Source organism: Arthrobacter sp. 7Tela_A1 (genome assembly GCF_049311065.1).
Lineage (GTDB): Bacteria > Actinomycetota > Actinomycetes > Actinomycetales > Micrococcaceae > Arthrobacter_B.
The window spans coordinates 1-16,852 of sequence record NZ_JAXIOO010000042.1; the positions used below are offsets into that span (position 1 = coordinate 1).

At 64.8% G+C, this 16,852-nt stretch carries 15 protein-coding genes; 9 read left to right on the forward strand and 6 right to left on the reverse strand.

What is annotated here, in order from left to right:
- Window positions 1-141 precede the first annotated feature (141 nt).
- The gene (locus TVB01_RS14270) at window positions 142-804 is read left to right on the forward strand and encodes a class I SAM-dependent methyltransferase (protein WP_422456574.1); all 663 of its coding nucleotides are present in this window, start codon (window positions 142-144) and stop codon (window positions 802-804) included.
- 52 nt (window positions 805-856) lie between these two features.
- Here TVB01_RS14270 and TVB01_RS14275 read toward each other — a convergent pair whose 3' ends face one another.
- Window positions 857-1,411 (reverse strand): thioesterase family protein, encoded by a 555-nt coding sequence (locus TVB01_RS14275; protein ID WP_422456575.1) that lies wholly within the window; start codon window positions 1,409-1,411, stop codon window positions 857-859.
- Between the two features lie 124 nt (window positions 1,412-1,535).
- Between TVB01_RS14275 and TVB01_RS14280 the strand changes: the two genes are divergently transcribed.
- Complete coding sequence (locus TVB01_RS14280; RefSeq protein ID WP_422456576.1) at window positions 1,536-1,748, forward strand: DUF2945 domain-containing protein; 213 nt, start codon at window positions 1,536-1,538, stop codon at window positions 1,746-1,748.
- Window positions 1,749-1,818: 70 nt separating this feature from the next.
- Here TVB01_RS14280 and TVB01_RS14285 read toward each other — a convergent pair whose 3' ends face one another.
- On the reverse strand, window positions 1,819-3,210 hold the full coding sequence (locus TVB01_RS14285) for an APC family permease (protein WP_422456600.1): 1,392 nt from the start codon (window positions 3,208-3,210) through the stop codon (window positions 1,819-1,821).
- 252 nt (window positions 3,211-3,462) lie between these two features.
- The gene (locus tag TVB01_RS14290) at window positions 3,463-3,936 is read right to left on the reverse strand and encodes a DUF3237 domain-containing protein (RefSeq protein WP_422456577.1); all 474 of its coding nucleotides are present in this window, start codon (window positions 3,934-3,936) and stop codon (window positions 3,463-3,465) included.
- A 153-nt stretch (window positions 3,937-4,089) separates the two neighbouring features.
- Here TVB01_RS14290 and TVB01_RS14295 point away from each other — a divergent pair, with 153 nt between their 5' ends.
- Window positions 4,090-5,397 carry an MFS transporter gene (locus TVB01_RS14295; RefSeq protein ID WP_422456578.1) on the forward strand — a complete coding sequence of 436 codons (1,308 nt, stop codon included), beginning with the start codon at window positions 4,090-4,092 and terminating at the stop codon, window positions 5,395-5,397.
- Between the two features lie 48 nt (window positions 5,398-5,445).
- The gene (locus tag TVB01_RS14300) at window positions 5,446-6,420 is read left to right on the forward strand and encodes a LysR substrate-binding domain-containing protein (protein WP_422456579.1); all 975 of its coding nucleotides are present in this window, start codon (window positions 5,446-5,448) and stop codon (window positions 6,418-6,420) included.
- On the opposite strand, the gene TVB01_RS14305 is transcribed toward TVB01_RS14300, so the two are convergent.
- Complete coding sequence (locus TVB01_RS14305) at window positions 6,404-7,585, reverse strand: M20 metallopeptidase family protein (RefSeq protein ID WP_422456580.1); 1,182 nt, start codon at window positions 7,583-7,585, stop codon at window positions 6,404-6,406. The two genes, TVB01_RS14300 and TVB01_RS14305, sit on opposite strands and share 17 nt — an antisense overlap.
- A 186-nt stretch (window positions 7,586-7,771) precedes the next feature.
- On the opposite strand from TVB01_RS14305, the gene TVB01_RS14310 reads away from it, so the two are divergent.
- From TVB01_RS14310 to TVB01_RS14325, 4 genes are all read left to right on the forward strand, one after another.
- Window positions 7,772-9,223: a sensor histidine kinase gene (locus tag TVB01_RS14310; RefSeq protein WP_422456581.1), complete on the forward strand. Its 1,452-nt coding sequence runs from the start codon at window positions 7,772-7,774 to the stop codon at window positions 9,221-9,223.
- A 94-nt stretch (window positions 9,224-9,317) separates the two neighbouring features.
- Window positions 9,318-10,052, forward strand: coding sequence for a response regulator (locus tag TVB01_RS14315; RefSeq protein WP_422456582.1), 735 nt, complete (start codon window positions 9,318-9,320; stop codon window positions 10,050-10,052).
- Between the two features lie 103 nt (window positions 10,053-10,155).
- Window positions 10,156-11,040 carry an ABC transporter ATP-binding protein gene (locus TVB01_RS14320; protein WP_422456583.1) on the forward strand — a complete coding sequence of 295 codons (885 nt, stop codon included), beginning with the start codon at window positions 10,156-10,158 and terminating at the stop codon, window positions 11,038-11,040.
- Complete coding sequence (locus tag TVB01_RS14325; RefSeq protein ID WP_422456584.1) at window positions 11,037-12,224, forward strand: ABC transporter permease; 1,188 nt, start codon at window positions 11,037-11,039, stop codon at window positions 12,222-12,224. Before TVB01_RS14320 ends, TVB01_RS14325 begins: the two co-directional genes overlap by 4 nt.
- A gap of 97 nt (window positions 12,225-12,321) precedes the next feature.
- Here the strand turns inward: TVB01_RS14325 and TVB01_RS14330 are convergent, their stop codons facing one another.
- A complete protein-coding gene (locus tag TVB01_RS14330; RefSeq protein WP_422456585.1) occupies window positions 12,322-12,915 on the reverse strand; it encodes a helix-turn-helix transcriptional regulator in 594 nt (197 codons plus the stop codon).
- A gap of 285 nt (window positions 12,916-13,200) precedes the next feature.
- On the opposite strand from TVB01_RS14330, the gene aceE reads away from it, so the two are divergent.
- Window positions 13,201-15,942 carry a pyruvate dehydrogenase (acetyl-transferring), homodimeric type gene (gene aceE, locus TVB01_RS14335; RefSeq protein WP_422456586.1) on the forward strand — a complete coding sequence of 914 codons (2,742 nt, stop codon included), beginning with the start codon at window positions 13,201-13,203 and terminating at the stop codon, window positions 15,940-15,942.
- A gap of 75 nt (window positions 15,943-16,017) precedes the next feature.
- Here the strand turns inward: aceE and TVB01_RS14340 are convergent, their stop codons facing one another.
- On the reverse strand, window positions 16,018-16,782 hold the full coding sequence (locus TVB01_RS14340; protein WP_422456587.1) for an IclR family transcriptional regulator: 765 nt from the start codon (window positions 16,780-16,782) through the stop codon (window positions 16,018-16,020).
- Between the last annotated feature and the right edge of the window lie 70 nt (window positions 16,783-16,852).

The window sequence follows — 16,852 nt, forward strand, 5'->3', positions numbered from 1 at the left end:
CCTCGGGGCGCCCGGTCCAGCCGCCACCCCCTCGTATCCCGGCCCGTTCCCGCCCCCCGCGGGGGGGTTACGGGCCTTTCTGTCTGCCCAAGACGCCCGGGGTCTCCGCACCCGGGAACCAACCAGACTAAAATTCACGTCATGCATCACCACGACGACGCACCCCCGCCGCAGGACCCGGACGCCTTCTGGGACGGCTTCTACCGCGAGAAGGACCAGGTCTGGAGCGGTAACCCCAACGCCCTGCTCGTGCGGGAAATCGAGGGCCTGAACCCGGGCACTGCCTTGGAGCTCGGGTGCGGTGAAGGAGCCGACGCCGTCTGGCTGGCCAGGCAGGGCTGGCAGGTTACCGGCATGGACATCTCATCCGTGGCACTGGAACGCGCTGCTTCCCACGCCCGGGACGCCGGCGTCGGCGACCTGACCACGTGGGTCCAGGCCGACCTCGCGGACTGGGCCCTGAATGCTCCGGAAACCGGTCCCGGCTACGATCTGGTCTGCGCCCAGTATCTGCACTCCCCCACCGAACTTCCCCGGGATGCGATCCTGCAGCGCGCCGTGGCAGCCGTGGCACCGCGCGGACGCCTGCTCGTCGTTGGACACCAGGACTTTCCGCCGTGGGGCCGCCATCCGGCCCCCGATCCGGCGCTGCCGACGGCGGTCGAACTTGCCGCGGCGCTGGGACTGGACGCTCTGGGCTGGGAGATTGAAACAGCCGAGGCCATCCCGCGCACCGTAGACGGGCCGGAGGGCCAGCAGGCAGTCGTCCATGACAACGTGCTGCTAGCCCGCCGCGGCGTGTGAACTCGCCGCAGTAGGTCTTTAGGCCCGGCCAGCGCAGCGGGCAGGCAAGGACTTATGCTGCCCAGGCGTGCGGTGCCGGTCGGCGCGCCCCGGGAAGGGCGACGTTGGCCCGCCATTCGGCGATCCATTCCGGCAGCTCGAGATCTTCCGGAGGACGCCTTCCGGCGGCAGCAAAGATTTCCTCATTCGTGACCGGCCCCTTCTTGGACACCATGCGGGTGGCGATGACGGCGCTGGCGTAGATCTCGCCGTCGGCAACCATGCGCTGTTCGAAGTAGATCGCCCGCTCGTCGAAGCCGACGATCTTCGTCTCGATGCTGTACCGCTGCCACGGCCCCAGCGATTTGCGGAAGCTGATGGTCTCGTTGCTGACCACCGGACCCCAGCCCTTGCGCCGCATCTCCGCCCAGAAGCCGCTGCGGATCATCAGGTCAAACCGGCCCAGGTCCATGAGGGAAAGGTACATGCCGTTGTTGACGTGGTTGGCAATGTCCAGGTCGGTGGGCAGGACCCGCATGGGCAGTGAGGAAGTATCGAAAATGTCCAGCTGCGGCCTGCGGCGGCGTGCGGTCAACAGGAGGAGCAGGGTGCGAAAGATCAGGTGCATGCGGCTATATTACCCGTCAGTAACATAGCTGCCTAGGGTGTGCTCTCTGGAAAGTCCGCCGGTGGGTCCATCTGAGGGCCCGCTACTCGTTACAGAAAGCCGCTGCGGTGCTATGACTCGGGGCATGAGTGAGCAATTCAAAGTGGGCGACCGGGTGCGGTGGAACTCGCGCACAGGCTCCGTCACGGGGGAAATCACTGAGGTTCACACCTCTGACTTCGAGTTCATGGGACGCCGGCGGCTGTGTTCGGAGGAGGAGCCGCAATACAAGGTGCGCAGTGACGCCACCGATCTGCACGCTGTTCACCGTGCAGATGCGTTGAAACGGCTCGGCTAAACCGAAAACGCGACGGCGGCCGCCCGGGTGGGCAACCGCCGTCGTACGTTTCCTGCCTGGCTCTGCGACGTCAGCGGCGGGAGGCGTCCCGTTCGCGGAGCTTCGCCAGGACGTGCTCTTCTGCGTCAGGTCCGGGCTTGATGCCGCCCGGGATCCGGAAGAACATCGCCAGGCCGATGACCCACCAGAGACCGAACAGCAGCCACGGCTGCACGCCCAGGGCCGCAGGCATGCCGGGCATGTAGAGGCTGAACAGGGCAGTGCCCAGAATGGCCGCCGCGACGCCGATGGCGATGCCTCCCTTACCCTTGCCGCCGACACGCAGCGGCCGGTCCATTCCGGGTTCACGCTTGCGCAGGATCAGGAAGGACACAGCGACCAGCGTGTAGGCGAGGACGATGCTCGGGGCACCGGAATCCACCAGCCAGCCGAGCATCTGCGCACCGCCGAAGGGTGCCAGGACACTGAGTCCGCCGATGAACAGCAGCGCGTTGTGCGGGGTGTGGTACTTCGGGTGCAGGCGGCCGAACCACGCCGGAAGCATGCCCGAGCGGGCCAGTGAGTACATCAGCCGTGAGGCACCCATCAGCAAGGAGTTCCAGGACGTCAGGATGCCTGCGATGCCGCCGGCGATCAGGACCTTGGCCATCAAATCGGAGTTGAACATGGCTCCGACGGCGTCTGCTGTGGCGATATCGGTGCCGGCCAGGTCACCTGCGGACATGGCGGAGGACGTCGTGAGGATGACCATCACGTACCAAATGGTCGCGAGGATGACGGCAATGACCACGAGCCGGCCGATCTGCCGTGCAGGGATGTTCACTTCCTCGGCGGACTGCGGAATGACGTCGAAGCCGATGAACAGGAACGGCACCACCACCAGCACGGCAAAGAAACCGTTCATGCCCCCGGTGAACCAGGGATCCATGTTCGCAGCGCTGCCGCCGGTGAAAGATCCGGCGATCATGACCAGTCCGATGGCCAGCAGGAACAGCACAACGAACGTCTGCACGATGCCGGCTTCCTTCACGCCCCGGATATTGATCCAGGTGATGACGACGGCGGCGAGCGCACCGACCAGCGCCCAGGTCAGGTGCACCTCAAAACCGGCAACTGTCCAGAGCGGAATCTGGCTGAGGTTGGGGAAGATGTACTGCACCGTGCGCGGCAGTGCCACCGCTTCGAAGGCCACGATCGTGACGTAACCGCCGATGATCGCCCACGAGCCGATGAAGGAGGTGCGCGGACCCATGGCCCGCAGGATGTAGTTGTGCTCCCCGCCTGCCTTGGGCATGGCTGCGCACAGTTCTGCGTAGGTCAGGCCGACAATCGCCATGATGGCGCCGCCGGTGAGCATGGCCAGGATCGCTCCGCCGGTACCGGCGCTGGAGAGCCAGTCGCCCGTGAGCACGACCCAGCCGAAGCCGATCATTGCGCCGAAGCCGAGGGCCAGGACATCCATCCGGCCCAGGACCTTCCTCAGCGAGGGTTCAGCCGTATTCTGTGCGGACACGCCGACACCCCCTTTCTGTAGAGCTGTGCCGCTTAGGGCACCGAAAGTAAATTGCCCACTTACGTTACTGGCGCGGTGAATGGCTGCCTAATGTTTCGCGCGGTTTCAGGGGGCCTGGGGAAAGGGTTATACGGCCTGGATAGGGTCCAGCCGCGAAGCAAGCTTGCCGGTCCGTGCTGTTCGCGCCGAAGGCGAGCCGGGTCAGTCCACCGTGTAGATTTCCAGCCGCACCTCATTCGGGAGGCGGACGCCGGTGCCAATCAGGATCCGGCTGGAGAGCCACGCCCAGGCGCCGCCGTCGGGCGCTTCGATCTTCGGGGCGCAGCGGAAGTAGATTCGCTCCGGGTCCACAGGCTCGCCGCGCAGCAGGGCGGCAATATCCTCCTCGCTGCCCGAGCGCAGTCCGAAGTTGTTCACATAGAGCCGTTCGCCGTCGTCCGTTTCTATGGCGTATTTAGCTTCCAGCTCCGTCAGCGTGGAAGTGCGGAGCAGCTGGTAGTCCGCGCCGGCGGGGAGGACAGTGCCCCGCAGTGCAGGGCCTTCCACCTTTCCTCCGAGGATGGGGATGATGCGCCGCAGTCCGGCTGCAGTTTGGCCAACCTCGAGGGGCTCGCCCACTTCAACGGAAACGGTGGCCAGGTACGAAAGAGCAGGAGCAGCGGGAAACATGTCCATGAGGCTATCGCCTGCAGCCGTCATTGCGCGATGGCACTTTTTCCAACATCAGAGGCCGGTTTTATACCGTTGACCTTCTCAACTAATGCTCTGATAGTTGGTCCATGAACGCCTGCCGGCTGCAGGCTCAGGCCACGCTGCAATGGAGGAGCAATGAGTCCCACGGTTACGAATACCGGAAATTCCGGAGTCAGCACCGTAAAACGGCGGCGCGATCTGGTTGCCGTGAACATCGGCAATACCCTGGAGTGGTTCGACTGGAACATCTATGCGATCTTCGCGCCGTTCTTTGCCGCGCAGTTCTTCAAAACGGATAACCCGGTTTCGGCTCTCCTCTCCACGCTGGCCATTTTTGCCGTCGGTTTTCTCATGCGGCCCATTGGCGGCTGGCTCTTTGGACGGATCGCGGATGAAAGAGGCCGGCGCTTTAGCCTGACGCTCGCGATTGCCCTGGCTGCACTGGGCAGCCTCGTCATTGCCGTAGCACCGAATTTCGATGCCATTGGGGTCTTTGCCTCCATTCTTCTTTTGCTCGCCCGGCTGGTTCAGGGCCTTTCCCACGGTGGCGAAACCGGTTCAGCCTTCACCTACCTTGCTGAAGTGGCACCGGAAGGGCGGCGCGGTCTCTGGGCTTCCAGCCCGTGGATCGGCGTTGGTGTCGGGTCCATGCTGGCCACCGGCCTGGGTGCCATCCTCACCGCCGTGCTCTCGGAAGAGGACATGGCCAGCTACGGATGGCGCATACCCTTCGCAATCGGTGCACTACTGGGGCTCTACGCCATCTACATCCGCCGCACCATGAGCGAGTCCTCTGTCTATGAAGCCAACGCTGCATCCAAGACCGACCACGAGACCGGCATCCGCTGGACCCTCAGGCAGCTTGCAGCCAACCGACGCGGCACCCTGCAGATTGTGGGACTGACCATTAGCGGCGTGGTGGCCTTCTACACCTGGTTCATTTTTGCGCCCGGTTATGCAGTGTCGGTGCACGGCATGAATCCGACGTCGGCACTTGTCGCGGGACTCTGCGGACAGGCGGTGTTCCTGCTGGCTATTCCGCTCATGGGCGCGGCGTCCGACCGCTGGGGACGCCGTCCGGTGCTGCTGGTCTTCAGCATCGGCTTCTTCATCGCGGCCATTCCGTTGGAGTTTGGCCTGGGTTCCAGCCCGTTCTCACTGTTCGGAACGGTCGCCCTGGCTTCCATTCTCCTGGCCGCCAACTGCGCTCCGCTGGGTGCGGTGTTCGCCGAACTGGTTCCTACCCGCCTCCGGGCCACCCTGATCGGCATTGCCTACGCGACCTCAGGAGCCGTCTTCGGAGGCACCGCACCGTACTTGAACACCTGGCTCTCGAGCATCGGGCTGCATGTGATATTTGTTGTCTACATCATGGTCCTTTGCGCCGTCAGCACGGTGGTGATCCTGACTATGCCCGAGACCCGGAACCGCAGCCTGGACTAGCCCATGGTCCCGGCCGGGACACCGGGCCCCAGTTTCCAGGCGGTACCGATGAGCCAGTTCACCCTTCGCCAGCTGCGCTACTTCTGTGCCATCGCTTCCACCGGAAGCATCAGTGCTGCTGCCGCCAGGGAACATGTGTCCCGGTCGGCCATGGCAGCGGCGTTGGACGAGCTGGAGCGGATCCTGAAATCCCAGCTGTGCACCCGGCACAAATCGCACGGAGTGGTGCTCACTGCCAGCGGCCAGTACGTGTTTGAACAGGCGCTTTCACTTCTCCGGTCTGCGGACAACCTCGAGGCCACGGCCGGGGCTCGTGAACTGGCGGGACCACTCGCCGTCGGCTGTTATCCGTCCTTGGCCCCCACGATCCTGCCGCAGCTGGTGAAGCACTTCGAACGGCTGCACCCGGAGGTGGAACTGAGCATTCATCCCACAGACCAGGAGACCCTGCTGCAGCAACTCAAGGCCGGAGACCTGGAACTGGCGATCATGTACAACATGCATCTGGACCGCAGGGTGGAAACCGCATGGCTGTATGACACTGCCATGCACGTGATCCTCGCTGCCGGGCATCCGCTCGCTGACTGCGACGTCGTAAGGGCCAAGGATCTGGAAAACGAACCAATGATCCTGCTCGACGCGCCGCCCAGTGCTGACGACATCCTGTCCTACTTCACGGCCCAGGGACTCTCCCCCACCATCCGGCACCGGACCCGCCACTTCGAACTGGCCCGGTCACTGGTGGCACAGGGGCTGGGTTACTCACTGTTCATCCAGCGCCCGCGGAACCCTTCAAGCTACGAAGGCCTGCCGGTCCTGGCCCGGGCGCTGGATCCGCAGCCCCATCTGGAACGGGTATCCGTTGTCTGGCCGGCCGGACGGACGTTGTCGGCCAAAGCCCGGCGTTTCATCGAGCTGGCGCAGCAGAACGTTGCGTCCTACGCTCCCGAGCCCCTGTACCCCACAACGGCGGAGGGCACGGGAACCGGTTGCCCGCAGCCCGCGCCTACGTCAGCCGGTTGAACGCCAGCTGTGCCAGGGCGGCAGCCTGGTCGCCCAGCACAGAGTCGTCGAAGAGCACCCGCGGGGAATGGTTCCAGGCAGCCGTAGCGGGATCAACCTCGGGCGGGGTAGCTCCAAGGAACAGGTACGTCCCCGGAATCTTCTGCAGCACCAGGGAAAAGTCCTCCGAGCCCATGAGCGGATCCCGGGACTGAAGAACCCTCTCCTCACCGAAGAGCTCACGCAGCTCCCGCATGGCTTCGAACGTCCGGGACGGATCGTTCTCGGTCATCGGATAGAGGATCTCGAAGCCGACCTCTGCGGTGCAGCCATGGGCGGCCGCAATACCGTCGGCGAGCGCCTTGGTCTCGACAATCAGCCGGTCCACGGATTCAGCCGAGAGTGTGCGGACGCTGGCGCCCAGGCTCGCGCTGTCGGGGATGACGTTGATGGCGCGGCCGGCCTCCAGCTGGGTCACTGTCAGGACGATCGGATCGAAGACAGAGAACTTCCGGGTAGCCATGACCTGCAGGGCGGCGGCAATCTCAACGAGGGCCGGAACGGGGTCCAGCGCGTTGTGCGGCTGGGATCCGTGGCCGCCGGAGCCGTGGACGGTAATCCGAAGCTCGTTGGCTCCCGCCATCAGGGTATTGGGCTTGGTGCGGAAAACACCGAGCGGACCGGGGCGGACGTGGATGCCGTAGGCCGCGACGGGCCGTTCCCCGGCGGCTTCGAGGACGCCCTCCTCAATCATCAAGCCGGCACCGCCGTCGCCCTCTTCCCCCGGCTGGAACATAAAGACGACGCTCCCGGACAGGTCCCTCTGCTGGGCGGCCAGCAACCGGGCCGCCCCAACCAGGCCGGCCACGTGCAGGTCATGCCCGCAGGCGTGCATCGCGCCGTTTGTCGAGGCGTACTCGAGGTCCGTCAGTTCGTCGACCGGCAGCGCGTCCATGTCCCCGCGCAGCAGGACGGCGGGACCTTCTTCTCCTCCACGCAGCACCGCGGTCACCGAGCTCAAGGCGGTACCGGTGGTGATTTCCAAATCCAGCCCGTCCAGCGCATCAAGGATCTTCTGCTGGGTCCTGGGCAGGTGGAGGCCTACCTCCGGCTCGCGGTGCAGGTCCCGGCGCAGCGAAACCAGCCCCGGAAGCAGGGCTTCTCCTTCGGAAGCAAACATGTCCATCCTCACCGCTCGTCCAACCTGTGCGGGGCTCTCCCCCTGTGGAAGTAAACCACTCCCGCGGGCTGCCAACTACCGCTCACACCTGCACAGCACTCGCCCTGCACACAATCCGCGGCCGCAGCGAACCTGCCCAGTTCCATCGCACGACGGATCCGCAGGCAGCCCTGCCCGCCTAAACTGATCGCCATGATTGAAATCCAGGCCCCCGGTCCGGACGCAGCCCAGCAGGGCGCCTCGGGGCATGGCACCGCCACGCCGGGCAAGCCCTTCCACAGCCAGCGGCTGACGGACCGGTTCCGCAGGTTCCGGCTCAGCCTCCCCTGGCACGCGGAAGACTGGGAGCGTCCCGTGCCCGGGCCGGAGGGACTGCGCCGGGACCTGATCGGGGTCTCCATCGCCATGGTGCTCAGCGCCCTCATGCTGGAGTTCCTGCGCGGCTTCGCGTTCGGAGACGGGGATTATGGAAATCCCTGGGTGCAGCACCTGCTGCAGGCGTGCATCTTCGTCCCGCTGGTTTTCCGCCGCCGGTTCCCCGTTGCGGTCATGCTGGCGTGCTCGGGCATTTTCCTAGCCGTCGGCGTTGCCGTTCCGCTTGTCAGCCAGACCCTGGGCTTCCAGGCCGCCTACTTCGCTTCGCTCTACAGCGCCGTGGCCTGGGCCAGGAACCGCCGGATACTCTGGCTCGGGGTCACCGTCGTGGTGGCGGCAATGTTCCTGTGGATTATCTTCGGGCTCACCGTTTCCAGCGGCATGGATGAGATCATGCGGAGCTTCGGTGTCACGGAGGGGGAGATCTACGGGATGTTCCCGCCCCTGACCTCGTACTCCTTGTACACGTTCATGGTCAACGGCGCTTACTTCGGCGGGGCGATTATGTTCGGCATGAGCTCCTGGCGCAGCGCCCATCAGCGCGAACAGCTGGCAGAGCTGGCCTTCCAGCTGGAAGCCCAGTCGGTTGACCTGGCGCGGAAGGCAGTAATCGAAGAGCGCCTCCGCATCGCCCGCGAACTGCACGACGTCGTCGCGCACCACATTTCCGTCATCGGGGTCCAGGCCGCAGCGGCCCGGCGGGTGATGGTGAAAAAGCCCGAAGCAGCCGCCGGCGCCCTGCAGACCATCGAAGCTTCCTCGCGTGACGCCGTGGCAGAAATGCGCTCCCTGCTCGGCGTCCTGCGTTCCTCGGATGCACAGAACCCGGATGAACCGGCCCAGCGGCGGCCTGAACCCGGCATCGACGACCTGCCGGCACTGTTCGAGGACTATCGTGCCAACGGACTTGCGATCGCTTTCAGCCAGGTGGAGGAAGAACCCGGCCTGCTGGCCAGTCTGCCCGCACCTTTGGCGCTCTCTGTCTACCGGACCATCCAGGAATCGCTCGCCAACGTGCGCCGGCACTCCACGGCCGCCGGCGCCGTCGTCGCGCTGCGTACGGGAACGTCCCCCATGCCCGACGGCGAGCCGCAGCGGTGGGTGGAAGTGGAAACGGTCGACGACGGCCGGCCCCGCCCAGGCACCGCTGGTTCCGGTTACGGACTGCGCGGGATCGCCGAGCGGGCCGTGCTGCACGGCGGGATGACAGACATTGGACCGCGCGACGTCGGCGGTTGGCGGGTACGCGTCCGCTTCCGCGTGCGCTGAACCTCGTTACTTCATGTGCATCCCCTTTTCCACTGATGCCGATAGTTTGAGAGGGGGCGGCACCGGGCTGCCGAGAGAACTGTGAAGGATATCCATGGAACCGATCCGTTTGCTGCTCGCTGACGACCAGGCGCTGGTACGCGCAGGCTTCGCCATGATGCTCTCGGTCGAAGAGGAAATCGAGGTGGTCGGCGAGGTCGCCAACGGGCAGGAAGCAGTCGACTTCGCCGCAGCCCACCCCGTGGACATCATCCTCATGGACGTCCAGATGCCGGTGCTCGACGGCATCCGGGCGACGGAACAGATCGTGGGCGCCGGCCGCGCCAAGGTCATCATCCTGACAACGTTCGAACGCGATGACTATCTCTTCGACGCCATCCGCGCCGGGGCGAGCGGCTTCCTGCTCAAGAATGCCGACCCTGACGACCTCGTGGATGCCGTGCACGCTGTGGCCGGGGGCCACGCACTGCTGGCTCCGGAAGTGACCGTGCGTGTCATCGAACGGTTCGCCCGCCAGCTTGATGAGGAACAGCAGGCCTCCGGCGTTCCGGCGACGCAGGCCACAGCTGTCCAGCAGCCTGATCCGGCGCAGCAGAAACTGCTGGCCTCCCTGACCGCCCGCGAGCGCGAAGTCCTGGAGCTCGTGGCCACCGGGCTGAGCAACGCCGAAATCGCGTCCCGCATGTTCGTCGCAGAGGCAACCGTCAAAACCCACGTCTCGAACCTGCTGGGCAAGATCCAGGTCCGGGACAGGGTCCAGGCCGTGGTCTTCGCGTACGAGTCCGGGCTCATTCTTGCGGGTGACACCGGCCGCGGAGCCTCGGACTGATCTTCACCCGCACGGCCGATCCGGCGAGCAGGGGACTTTCCTAGGGTTGAGGAAAGCAGTCATCCCAACTCTTCCGGTCCGCCGGGCAAAGGAGCAGTTCCCCATGCTGCAGGTCCGCAGTCTCACCCGCCGGTTCGGTGAGAAAACCGCCGTCGATGCGGTGACGTTCGACATCCCCTCCGGCCAGATGACCGGGTTCGTCGGTGCCAACGGTGCCGGCAAGACGACCACGATGCGCATGATCATGGGCGTCCTCAAGGCGACGTCCGGCGACGTGCTGCTCGACGGCGAGCCGCTCACCGCGCAGGCCCGTTCAACCTTCGGCTACATGCCGGAAGAGCGCGGCCTCTACCCCAAGCAGCCGATCCTGGACCAGCTGGTCTACCTCGGCCAGCTGCACCGGATGAGCCAGGCGGACGCCAAAAAGGGCGCCATTGACCTGCTGGACCGGTTCGGGCTGGCCGGAAGGACCAAGGACAAGCTGGAATCGCTGTCCCTGGGCAACCAGCAGCGCGTGCAGATCGCTGCCTCCCTGCTGCACAAGCCCAGCGTCCTGATCCTGGATGAGCCCTTCTCCGGCCTGGACCCTGTCGCTGTCGATTCCATGGTGGAACTGCTGCGGGAACGCACCTCCGCGGGCGTACCCGTGCTCTTCTCCAGCCACCAGCTGGACCTTGTGGACAGGCTCTGCGACAACATGGTGGTGCTGCAGCAGGGCAAGGTCATCGCCTCCGGCACCGGGGACGACCTGCGGGCCAAAGCGGTCAACCGGCACCGGCTCACCGTTGTCCCGGATGCCGGCTGGGTCCGGGACGAGCCCGGCGTGCGCGTCCTCGACGTCGCCGGCCCCACCGCCGTCGTGGAGTTCGACGACGACGACGCGCGGCAGCGCCTGCTGGCCACAGCCCTAACCCGCGGCTCCGTGGAGGAGTTCGCCCCGATCCGGCCGTCCCTGAGTGAAATCTACCGTGAGGTCACCGCAGCATGAGCACCGTTTCCCGGCCCACCCCGGCGTGGGCAATCGTCACCCTCCGCGAGGTCATGGTCAAGGCCAAGGACCGCAGCTACCTGATCTCCACCCTGGTCACGCTGGTGCTGATTGTCGGCGTCGTGGTCTTCAACGCCTACATGAGCACCCGGGCGGACGAATACACGGTTGCCGTCAATGATTCCGCCGGCACCGCCGTCGTGGATCTGGCCCACGAAGCAGGGCAGGCCGACGGCGGGAACACCAGCTTTGAGGCGCGCTCCGCGGATTCAGCAGAGCAGGCCGAAGACCTGGTCCGTTCGGATGAGGCTGACGCGGCGCTCATCCTCAGTGATGACGGCACCTGGACCCTGACCGGCAACGAGGAGCTTTCCAGCGGACTCCAGCAGGGAGTCGCCGAGGCCCTGCGTGCCTACACCCTGGCCATCAATGCGGGCCAGGCCGGGACCACGCCGGAAGCCCTGTTGGAAGGCAGCGAGTTCGAGACGGCACTGCTCAACGGCAATGCCGAAAACCAGTTCCTCGCCCAGTTCACCGGGTTTGTGTTCGGGTTCCTGTTCTACATGGCCGCCATTGTGTTCGGCATGGCGATCGCCACCTCCGTGCTGGAAGAGAAACAGAACCGGGTGGTGGAGATCCTCGCGACTGCAATTCCGATCAGGCAGCTGCTCTACGGCAAGGTTGCCGGCAACACCGTCTTGGCCATGATCCAGCTGGCGCTGTACGCCGGGGCTGCCCTGCTCACCCTGACCTTCACCGGAACGGCAGATTCGGTGAGCACGATCATTCCGGCGTCGGGCTGGTTCCTGCTCTTCTTCCTCGTCGGCTTCCTGATCCTGGCGTCCCTGTGGGCAATGATCGGGTCCATGGCCTCACGCTCCGAGGACCTTAACAACAGCTCCGGTCCGGTGCTAACCGTGATCATTGTCGCCTTGTTCGCAGGCCTGTTCGCCAAGGGGCAGCTGCTGGTTCTGGCATCCTTCGTCCCGGTGCTCTCCACCGTGGCGATGCCGGTGCGGATGCTCAGCGGCGAGGTTCCCCTGTGGCAGACATTTGCCTCGCTGGCGATTGCCCTCGCTGCTGCGTACGGCCTGCTGCGTTTCGGCGAGAAAATCTACCGCCGGGCCGTCATGCAGGGCGGCGGTGCGCTGACCCTGCGCAAGGCCATGAAGCTGGAGCAGTAGCGCTCCCATCGAGACGACAGAAACTGCCCGTATGAGCGCTCATACGGGCAGTTTCTGTCATCTCGGTGACGGGGTCAGGCGTGCGGCCGCCGGAAATCTAGGCGGAGCCCTGCGGATAGAGCTCATCCAGCAGGGCAAGTCCGCGTTCGGCCCAGGCAACTTCGGCCTCGGCGCGGGCGGTCAGCCCCTCGTACGTGAAGCGTTTGAAGGCCGCTACCTTCCGGTGGTCTTCTTCGGGGACGGTCGCCAGGCGGCGGTTGAGCATGTCCGAGGATCCGCCGTCGATCTCCTGGATTTTCTGCCGCCACTGCAGGAGGCGGGCACCGTAGTGCTCAATGTGGGCTTCGAGCTGCCGCCGGGCAGAGTCGGGTTCAGCCCACTCCAAATACGCAGCCTTCAAGTGCATGGGGTCCCGCTCCCGCGGGTAGTCCAGCTGCGTGTTAACCCAGGTCCGGAAGGCATCCCGCCCCGCATCCGTGACGTGGTACTGCCGTTTGCGTCCCTTGGAGCCCCACGGGACTTCCTCACCCTCCAGCAGTCCGTCCCGTTCCATCCGCCGGAGCTCGGGGTAGATCTGGGAGTCGGGGGCATGCCAGACGTACCCCACCGAGGTCTGGAACTGCTTGTACAGGTCGTAACCAGTCATCGGCTCGACGTTCAGCAGTGCCAACAGCGCGTAACGAAGGCTCACTGGTGCCTTTCCGGAGAAGAATCCTTGCCCGCACCACTATAGGCGTAGCTAGTTGGCCGGCCTCCGGCTGGACCGGCCGAGTATCCGAAGGGTTTACCGCTGCCTTGCCGGATATGCCCTAAAAGGCATCTGTGATACGTCTTACGGTGAAGCAACAATGCCGTACCCAAAGAAGCATGAAATCTCCTGTTCGTATAGATTGAACTGAGCATTCCGCATAACGGAGTGGTCGGTGAGTCACCGAATTACCTTGAGGGGACCCCGCCCTCAACCGAGAGGCTGCATATGAGCGTCAGTGAAGACAGAACGGACATCCTCAGCGGGCTGACAAGCCAGCTGCCGGATCGTGACCCGGAAGAAACCGCGGAATGGATTGAATCCCTCGACGAGCTGATCCGCTCGCAGGGTACAGAGCGTGCGCAGTTCATCATGCGCTCCCTGCTCCAGCGGGCAGGTTCCCGCTCCGTCGGCGTCCCCATGGTGACCACCACCGACTACGTCAACACCATCCCGGTTGACCAGGAACCGGAGTTCCCGGGCGACGAGGAAATCGAACGCCGCTACCGCGCCTGGCTGCGCTGGAACGCCGCGATCATGGTGCACCGCGCCCAGCGCCCCGGCATCGGCGTCGGCGGCCACATCTCCACCTACGCAGGTGCCGCAACCCTGTACGAAGTGGGCATGAACCACTTCTTCCGCGGCAAGGACCACCCCGGCGGCGGCGACCAGGTCTTTTTCCAGGGCCATGCCTCCCCCGGCGTGTACGCCCGCGCCTTCCTGGAAGGCCGCCTGAGCGAGGAAGACCTCGACGGCTTCCGACAGGAAAAGTCCCGCGAAGGACACGCCCTGTCCTCCTACCCGCACCCGCGTTCCATGCCGGACTTCTGGGAATTCCCGACCGTGTCCATGGGCATCGGCCCCATGAACGCGATCTACCAGGCACAGTCCAACCGCTATCTGGAAAACCGCGGTCTGAAGGACACCTCGGACCAGCATGTCTGGGCATTCCTCGGCGACGGGGAAATGGACGAGCCGGAATCCCGCGGCCTGCTCCAGCTTGCCGCCAACGACAAGCTCGACAACCTGACCTTCGTCGTGAACTGCAACCTGCAGCGCCTCGACGGCCCGGTCCGCGGCAACGGCAAGATCATGCAGGAGCTGGAAGCCTTCTTCCGCGGCGCCGGCTGGAACGTCATCAAGGTTGTTTGGGGCCGCGAGTGGGACTCGCTGCTCGAGAAGGACAACGACGGCGCGCTCGTGGACATCATGAACTCCACGCTCGACGGCGACTACCAGACCTACAAGGCCGAGTCCGGCGGATTCGTGCGCGAGCACTTCTTCGGCAAGACCCCGCAGACCAAGGACATGGTTGCCGACCTCTCGGACCAGGACATCTGGAACCTGAAGCGCGGCGGCCACGACTACCGCAAGGTTTACGCCGCCTACAAGGCAGCCACTGAGTTCAAGGGCAAGCCGACCGTTATCCTGGCGCATACGGTGAAGGGCTACGGCCTGGGCACGCACTTCGAGGGCCGCAACGCGACCCACCAGATGAAGAAGCTGACGCTGGAGGACCTCAAGGCCTTCCGCGACCACCTGCGCATTCCGATCAGCGATGAGCAGCTCGAAGCCGATCCGTACCAGCCGCCGTACTACCACCCGGGTGCAGATGCACCGGAGATCAAGTACCTGCTGGAACGCCGTAGCGAACTTGGCGGAAACGTACCGGAACGCCGCGAAAAGCATGCCCCGGTGAAGCTGCCGGACGAGTCCGCCTACGAAGTCGCCAACCGCGGTTCCGGCAAGCAGATGGCCGCCACCACCATGGCGTTCGTCCGCCTGCTCAAGGACCTCATGCGGGACAAGGAGTTCGGCAAGCGGATTGTGCCGATCATCCCGGACGAGGCCCGTACCTTCGGCATGGACTCGTTCTTCCCAACGGCCAAGATCTACAACCCCAAGGGCCAGAACTACCTGTCCGTGGACCGCGACCTCGTCCTGGCCTACAAGGAGTCCCCGCAGGGCCAGATCGTGCACGTCGGCATCAACGAAGCCGGTTCCATCGCTGCGTTCACAGCTGCCGGAACGGCCTACGCCACCCACGGCGAACCGCTGATCCCGGTCTACGTGTTCTACTCGATGTTCGGGTTCCAGCGCACGGCGGACTACATTTGGGCCGCAGCGGACCAGATGGCCCGCGGCTTCCTGATCTCCGCCACTGCCGGCCGCACCACCCTGACCGGTGAAGGCCTGCAGCACGCTGACGGGCACTCCCCGATCCTGGCCTCCACCAACCCTGCCGTGAAGACCTACGATCCGGCCTACGGCTACGAGATCGGGCACATCATGCGCCGCGGCCTCGAAGAGATGTACGGCGAAGGCTCCGAGGACCGGAACCTGATCTACAACATCATGGTTTACAACGAGCCGATTCTTCAGCCGAAGGCACCGGAAGACCTGGACGTTGAAGGTGTCATCAAGGGCATCTACAAGGTCTCGACGTCCGACGCCCAGGGACCGAAGGCCCAGCTGCTGGCCTCAGGCGTCGCAGTTCCGTGGGCCCTCGAGGCCCAGAAGCTGCTCGCTGACGACTGGGGAGTTTCGGCTGACGTCTGGTCGGTAACGTCCTGGAACGAGCTGCGCCGTGACGGCCTGGCTGCCGAAGAAGAAGCCTTCCTGAACCCCGGCTCCGAGCCCCGCGTGCCGTTCGTTACGCAGCAGCTTGCCGGTGCCGAAGGCCCGATCGTGGCGTCAACGGACTACATGAAGGCTGTTCCGGACCAGATCCGCCAGTTCCTGCCGAACGACTTCGCGACCCTGGGTGCAGATGACTTCGGTTTCGCGGACACCAGGGCGGCAGCACGCCGTTACTTCAAGATCGACAGCCACTCCATGGTGGTTCGCACCCTGCAGCTGCTCGCCAAGCGCGGCGAAGTGGATGCTGACGCACCGCGAATGGCGCTGGAGAAGTACGACCTGCTGAACGTCAATGCAGGCACCAGCGGCAACGCAGGCGGCGACGCCTAACCGCTGACCAGCTAAGTAAGGGCCGGAAACCGTGCACGGTTTCCGGCCCTTCTCGGTTTAGGCGTGCGGCAGAGCTTAAGCGTGCTGCAGCGCGAGATCCCCGGAGATCTCCAATGCGGCAGCTTGGAGCAGCGGAACAGCCCGTTCGCCGAAGGCTTCATCGACACGCGACACCGGTCCGGAGACGGAGATGGCTGTCGGTGTGGGGGCATCCGGAACCGCAGCAGCGAAGCAGCGGACTCCGAGTTCCTGTTCCTGCTCATCGATGGCATAGCCGCGTTCACGGATGACGGCCAGATCGGCCAGCAGGCCTTCGATGCTGGGAATGCTGGCGGGTGTGGCTGCGGGCAAGCCGGTCCGGGACACGATGCCGCGGACCTGTTCATCGGTGAGCTGTGCCAGGATGGCCTTCCCGACGCCGGTCGCATGGCTGTGGGCGCGGCGCCCCACTTCCGTGAAGGTCCGCATGGAATGCCGGGACGGAGCCTGGGCGATGTAGAGCACCTGGTCCGAGTCGAGAACGGCCATGTTGGCTGTTTCCCCGACTTCATCCGCCAATTTCCGCAACACAGGCGTCGCCAGCGCTCCGAGCTGCTTGCCGGCGCCCTCCCCGAGCCTGATGAGCCGGGGGCCAAGGACATAGCGCCGGTTCGGCAGCTGCCGGGCGTAGCCCAGCTTTACCAGGGTGCGGAGCAGACGGTGGATCGTCGGAAGCGGAAGGCCGGCAGTCGCAGCCAGCTCGCTCAGCGTCGCGGATCCTCCGGCGTCAGTGATCAACTCCAGCAGTTCGAACACGCGCTCGACGGACTGCACACCGCCTCCGGCGCTTCGCTCGGCCATCTCGTTCCTTCCGGTGCGGTTCGAACTCAGAAGTGGTTTTGTTATCGTCATGCGGAAAATCAGTTTCGGA

Coding starts and splice junctions, on each gene's coding strand:
- TVB01_RS14315 (WP_422456582.1), top strand. CDS start 9,318: ATGGAACCGATCCGTTTGCTGCTCGCTGACGACCAGGCGCTGGTACGC.
- TVB01_RS14285 (WP_422456600.1), bottom strand. CDS start 3,210: ATGGATGTCCTGGCCCTCGGCTTCGGCGCAATGATCGGCTTCGGCTGG.
- TVB01_RS14280 (WP_422456576.1), top strand. CDS start 1,536: ATGAGTGAGCAATTCAAAGTGGGCGACCGGGTGCGGTGGAACTCGCGC.
- TVB01_RS14340 (WP_422456587.1), bottom strand. CDS start 16,782: ATGGCCGAGCGAAGCGCCGGAGGCGGTGTGCAGTCCGTCGAGCGCGTG.
- aceE (WP_422456586.1), top strand. CDS start 13,201: ATGAGCGTCAGTGAAGACAGAACGGACATCCTCAGCGGGCTGACAAGC.
- TVB01_RS14305 (WP_422456580.1), bottom strand. CDS start 7,585: ATGGACATGTTTGCTTCCGAAGGAGAAGCCCTGCTTCCGGGGCTGGTT.
- TVB01_RS14325 (WP_422456584.1), top strand. CDS start 11,037: ATGAGCACCGTTTCCCGGCCCACCCCGGCGTGGGCAATCGTCACCCTC.
- TVB01_RS14270 (WP_422456574.1), top strand. CDS start 142: ATGCATCACCACGACGACGCACCCCCGCCGCAGGACCCGGACGCCTTC.
- TVB01_RS14290 (WP_422456577.1), bottom strand. CDS start 3,936: ATGGACATGTTTCCCGCTGCTCCTGCTCTTTCGTACCTGGCCACCGTT.
- TVB01_RS14295 (WP_422456578.1), top strand. CDS start 4,090: ATGAGTCCCACGGTTACGAATACCGGAAATTCCGGAGTCAGCACCGTA.
- TVB01_RS14275 (WP_422456575.1), bottom strand. CDS start 1,411: ATGCACCTGATCTTTCGCACCCTGCTCCTCCTGTTGACCGCACGCCGC.
- TVB01_RS14300 (WP_422456579.1), top strand. CDS start 5,446: ATGAGCCAGTTCACCCTTCGCCAGCTGCGCTACTTCTGTGCCATCGCT.
- TVB01_RS14310 (WP_422456581.1), top strand. CDS start 7,772: ATGATTGAAATCCAGGCCCCCGGTCCGGACGCAGCCCAGCAGGGCGCC.
- TVB01_RS14320 (WP_422456583.1), top strand. CDS start 10,156: ATGCTGCAGGTCCGCAGTCTCACCCGCCGGTTCGGTGAGAAAACCGCC.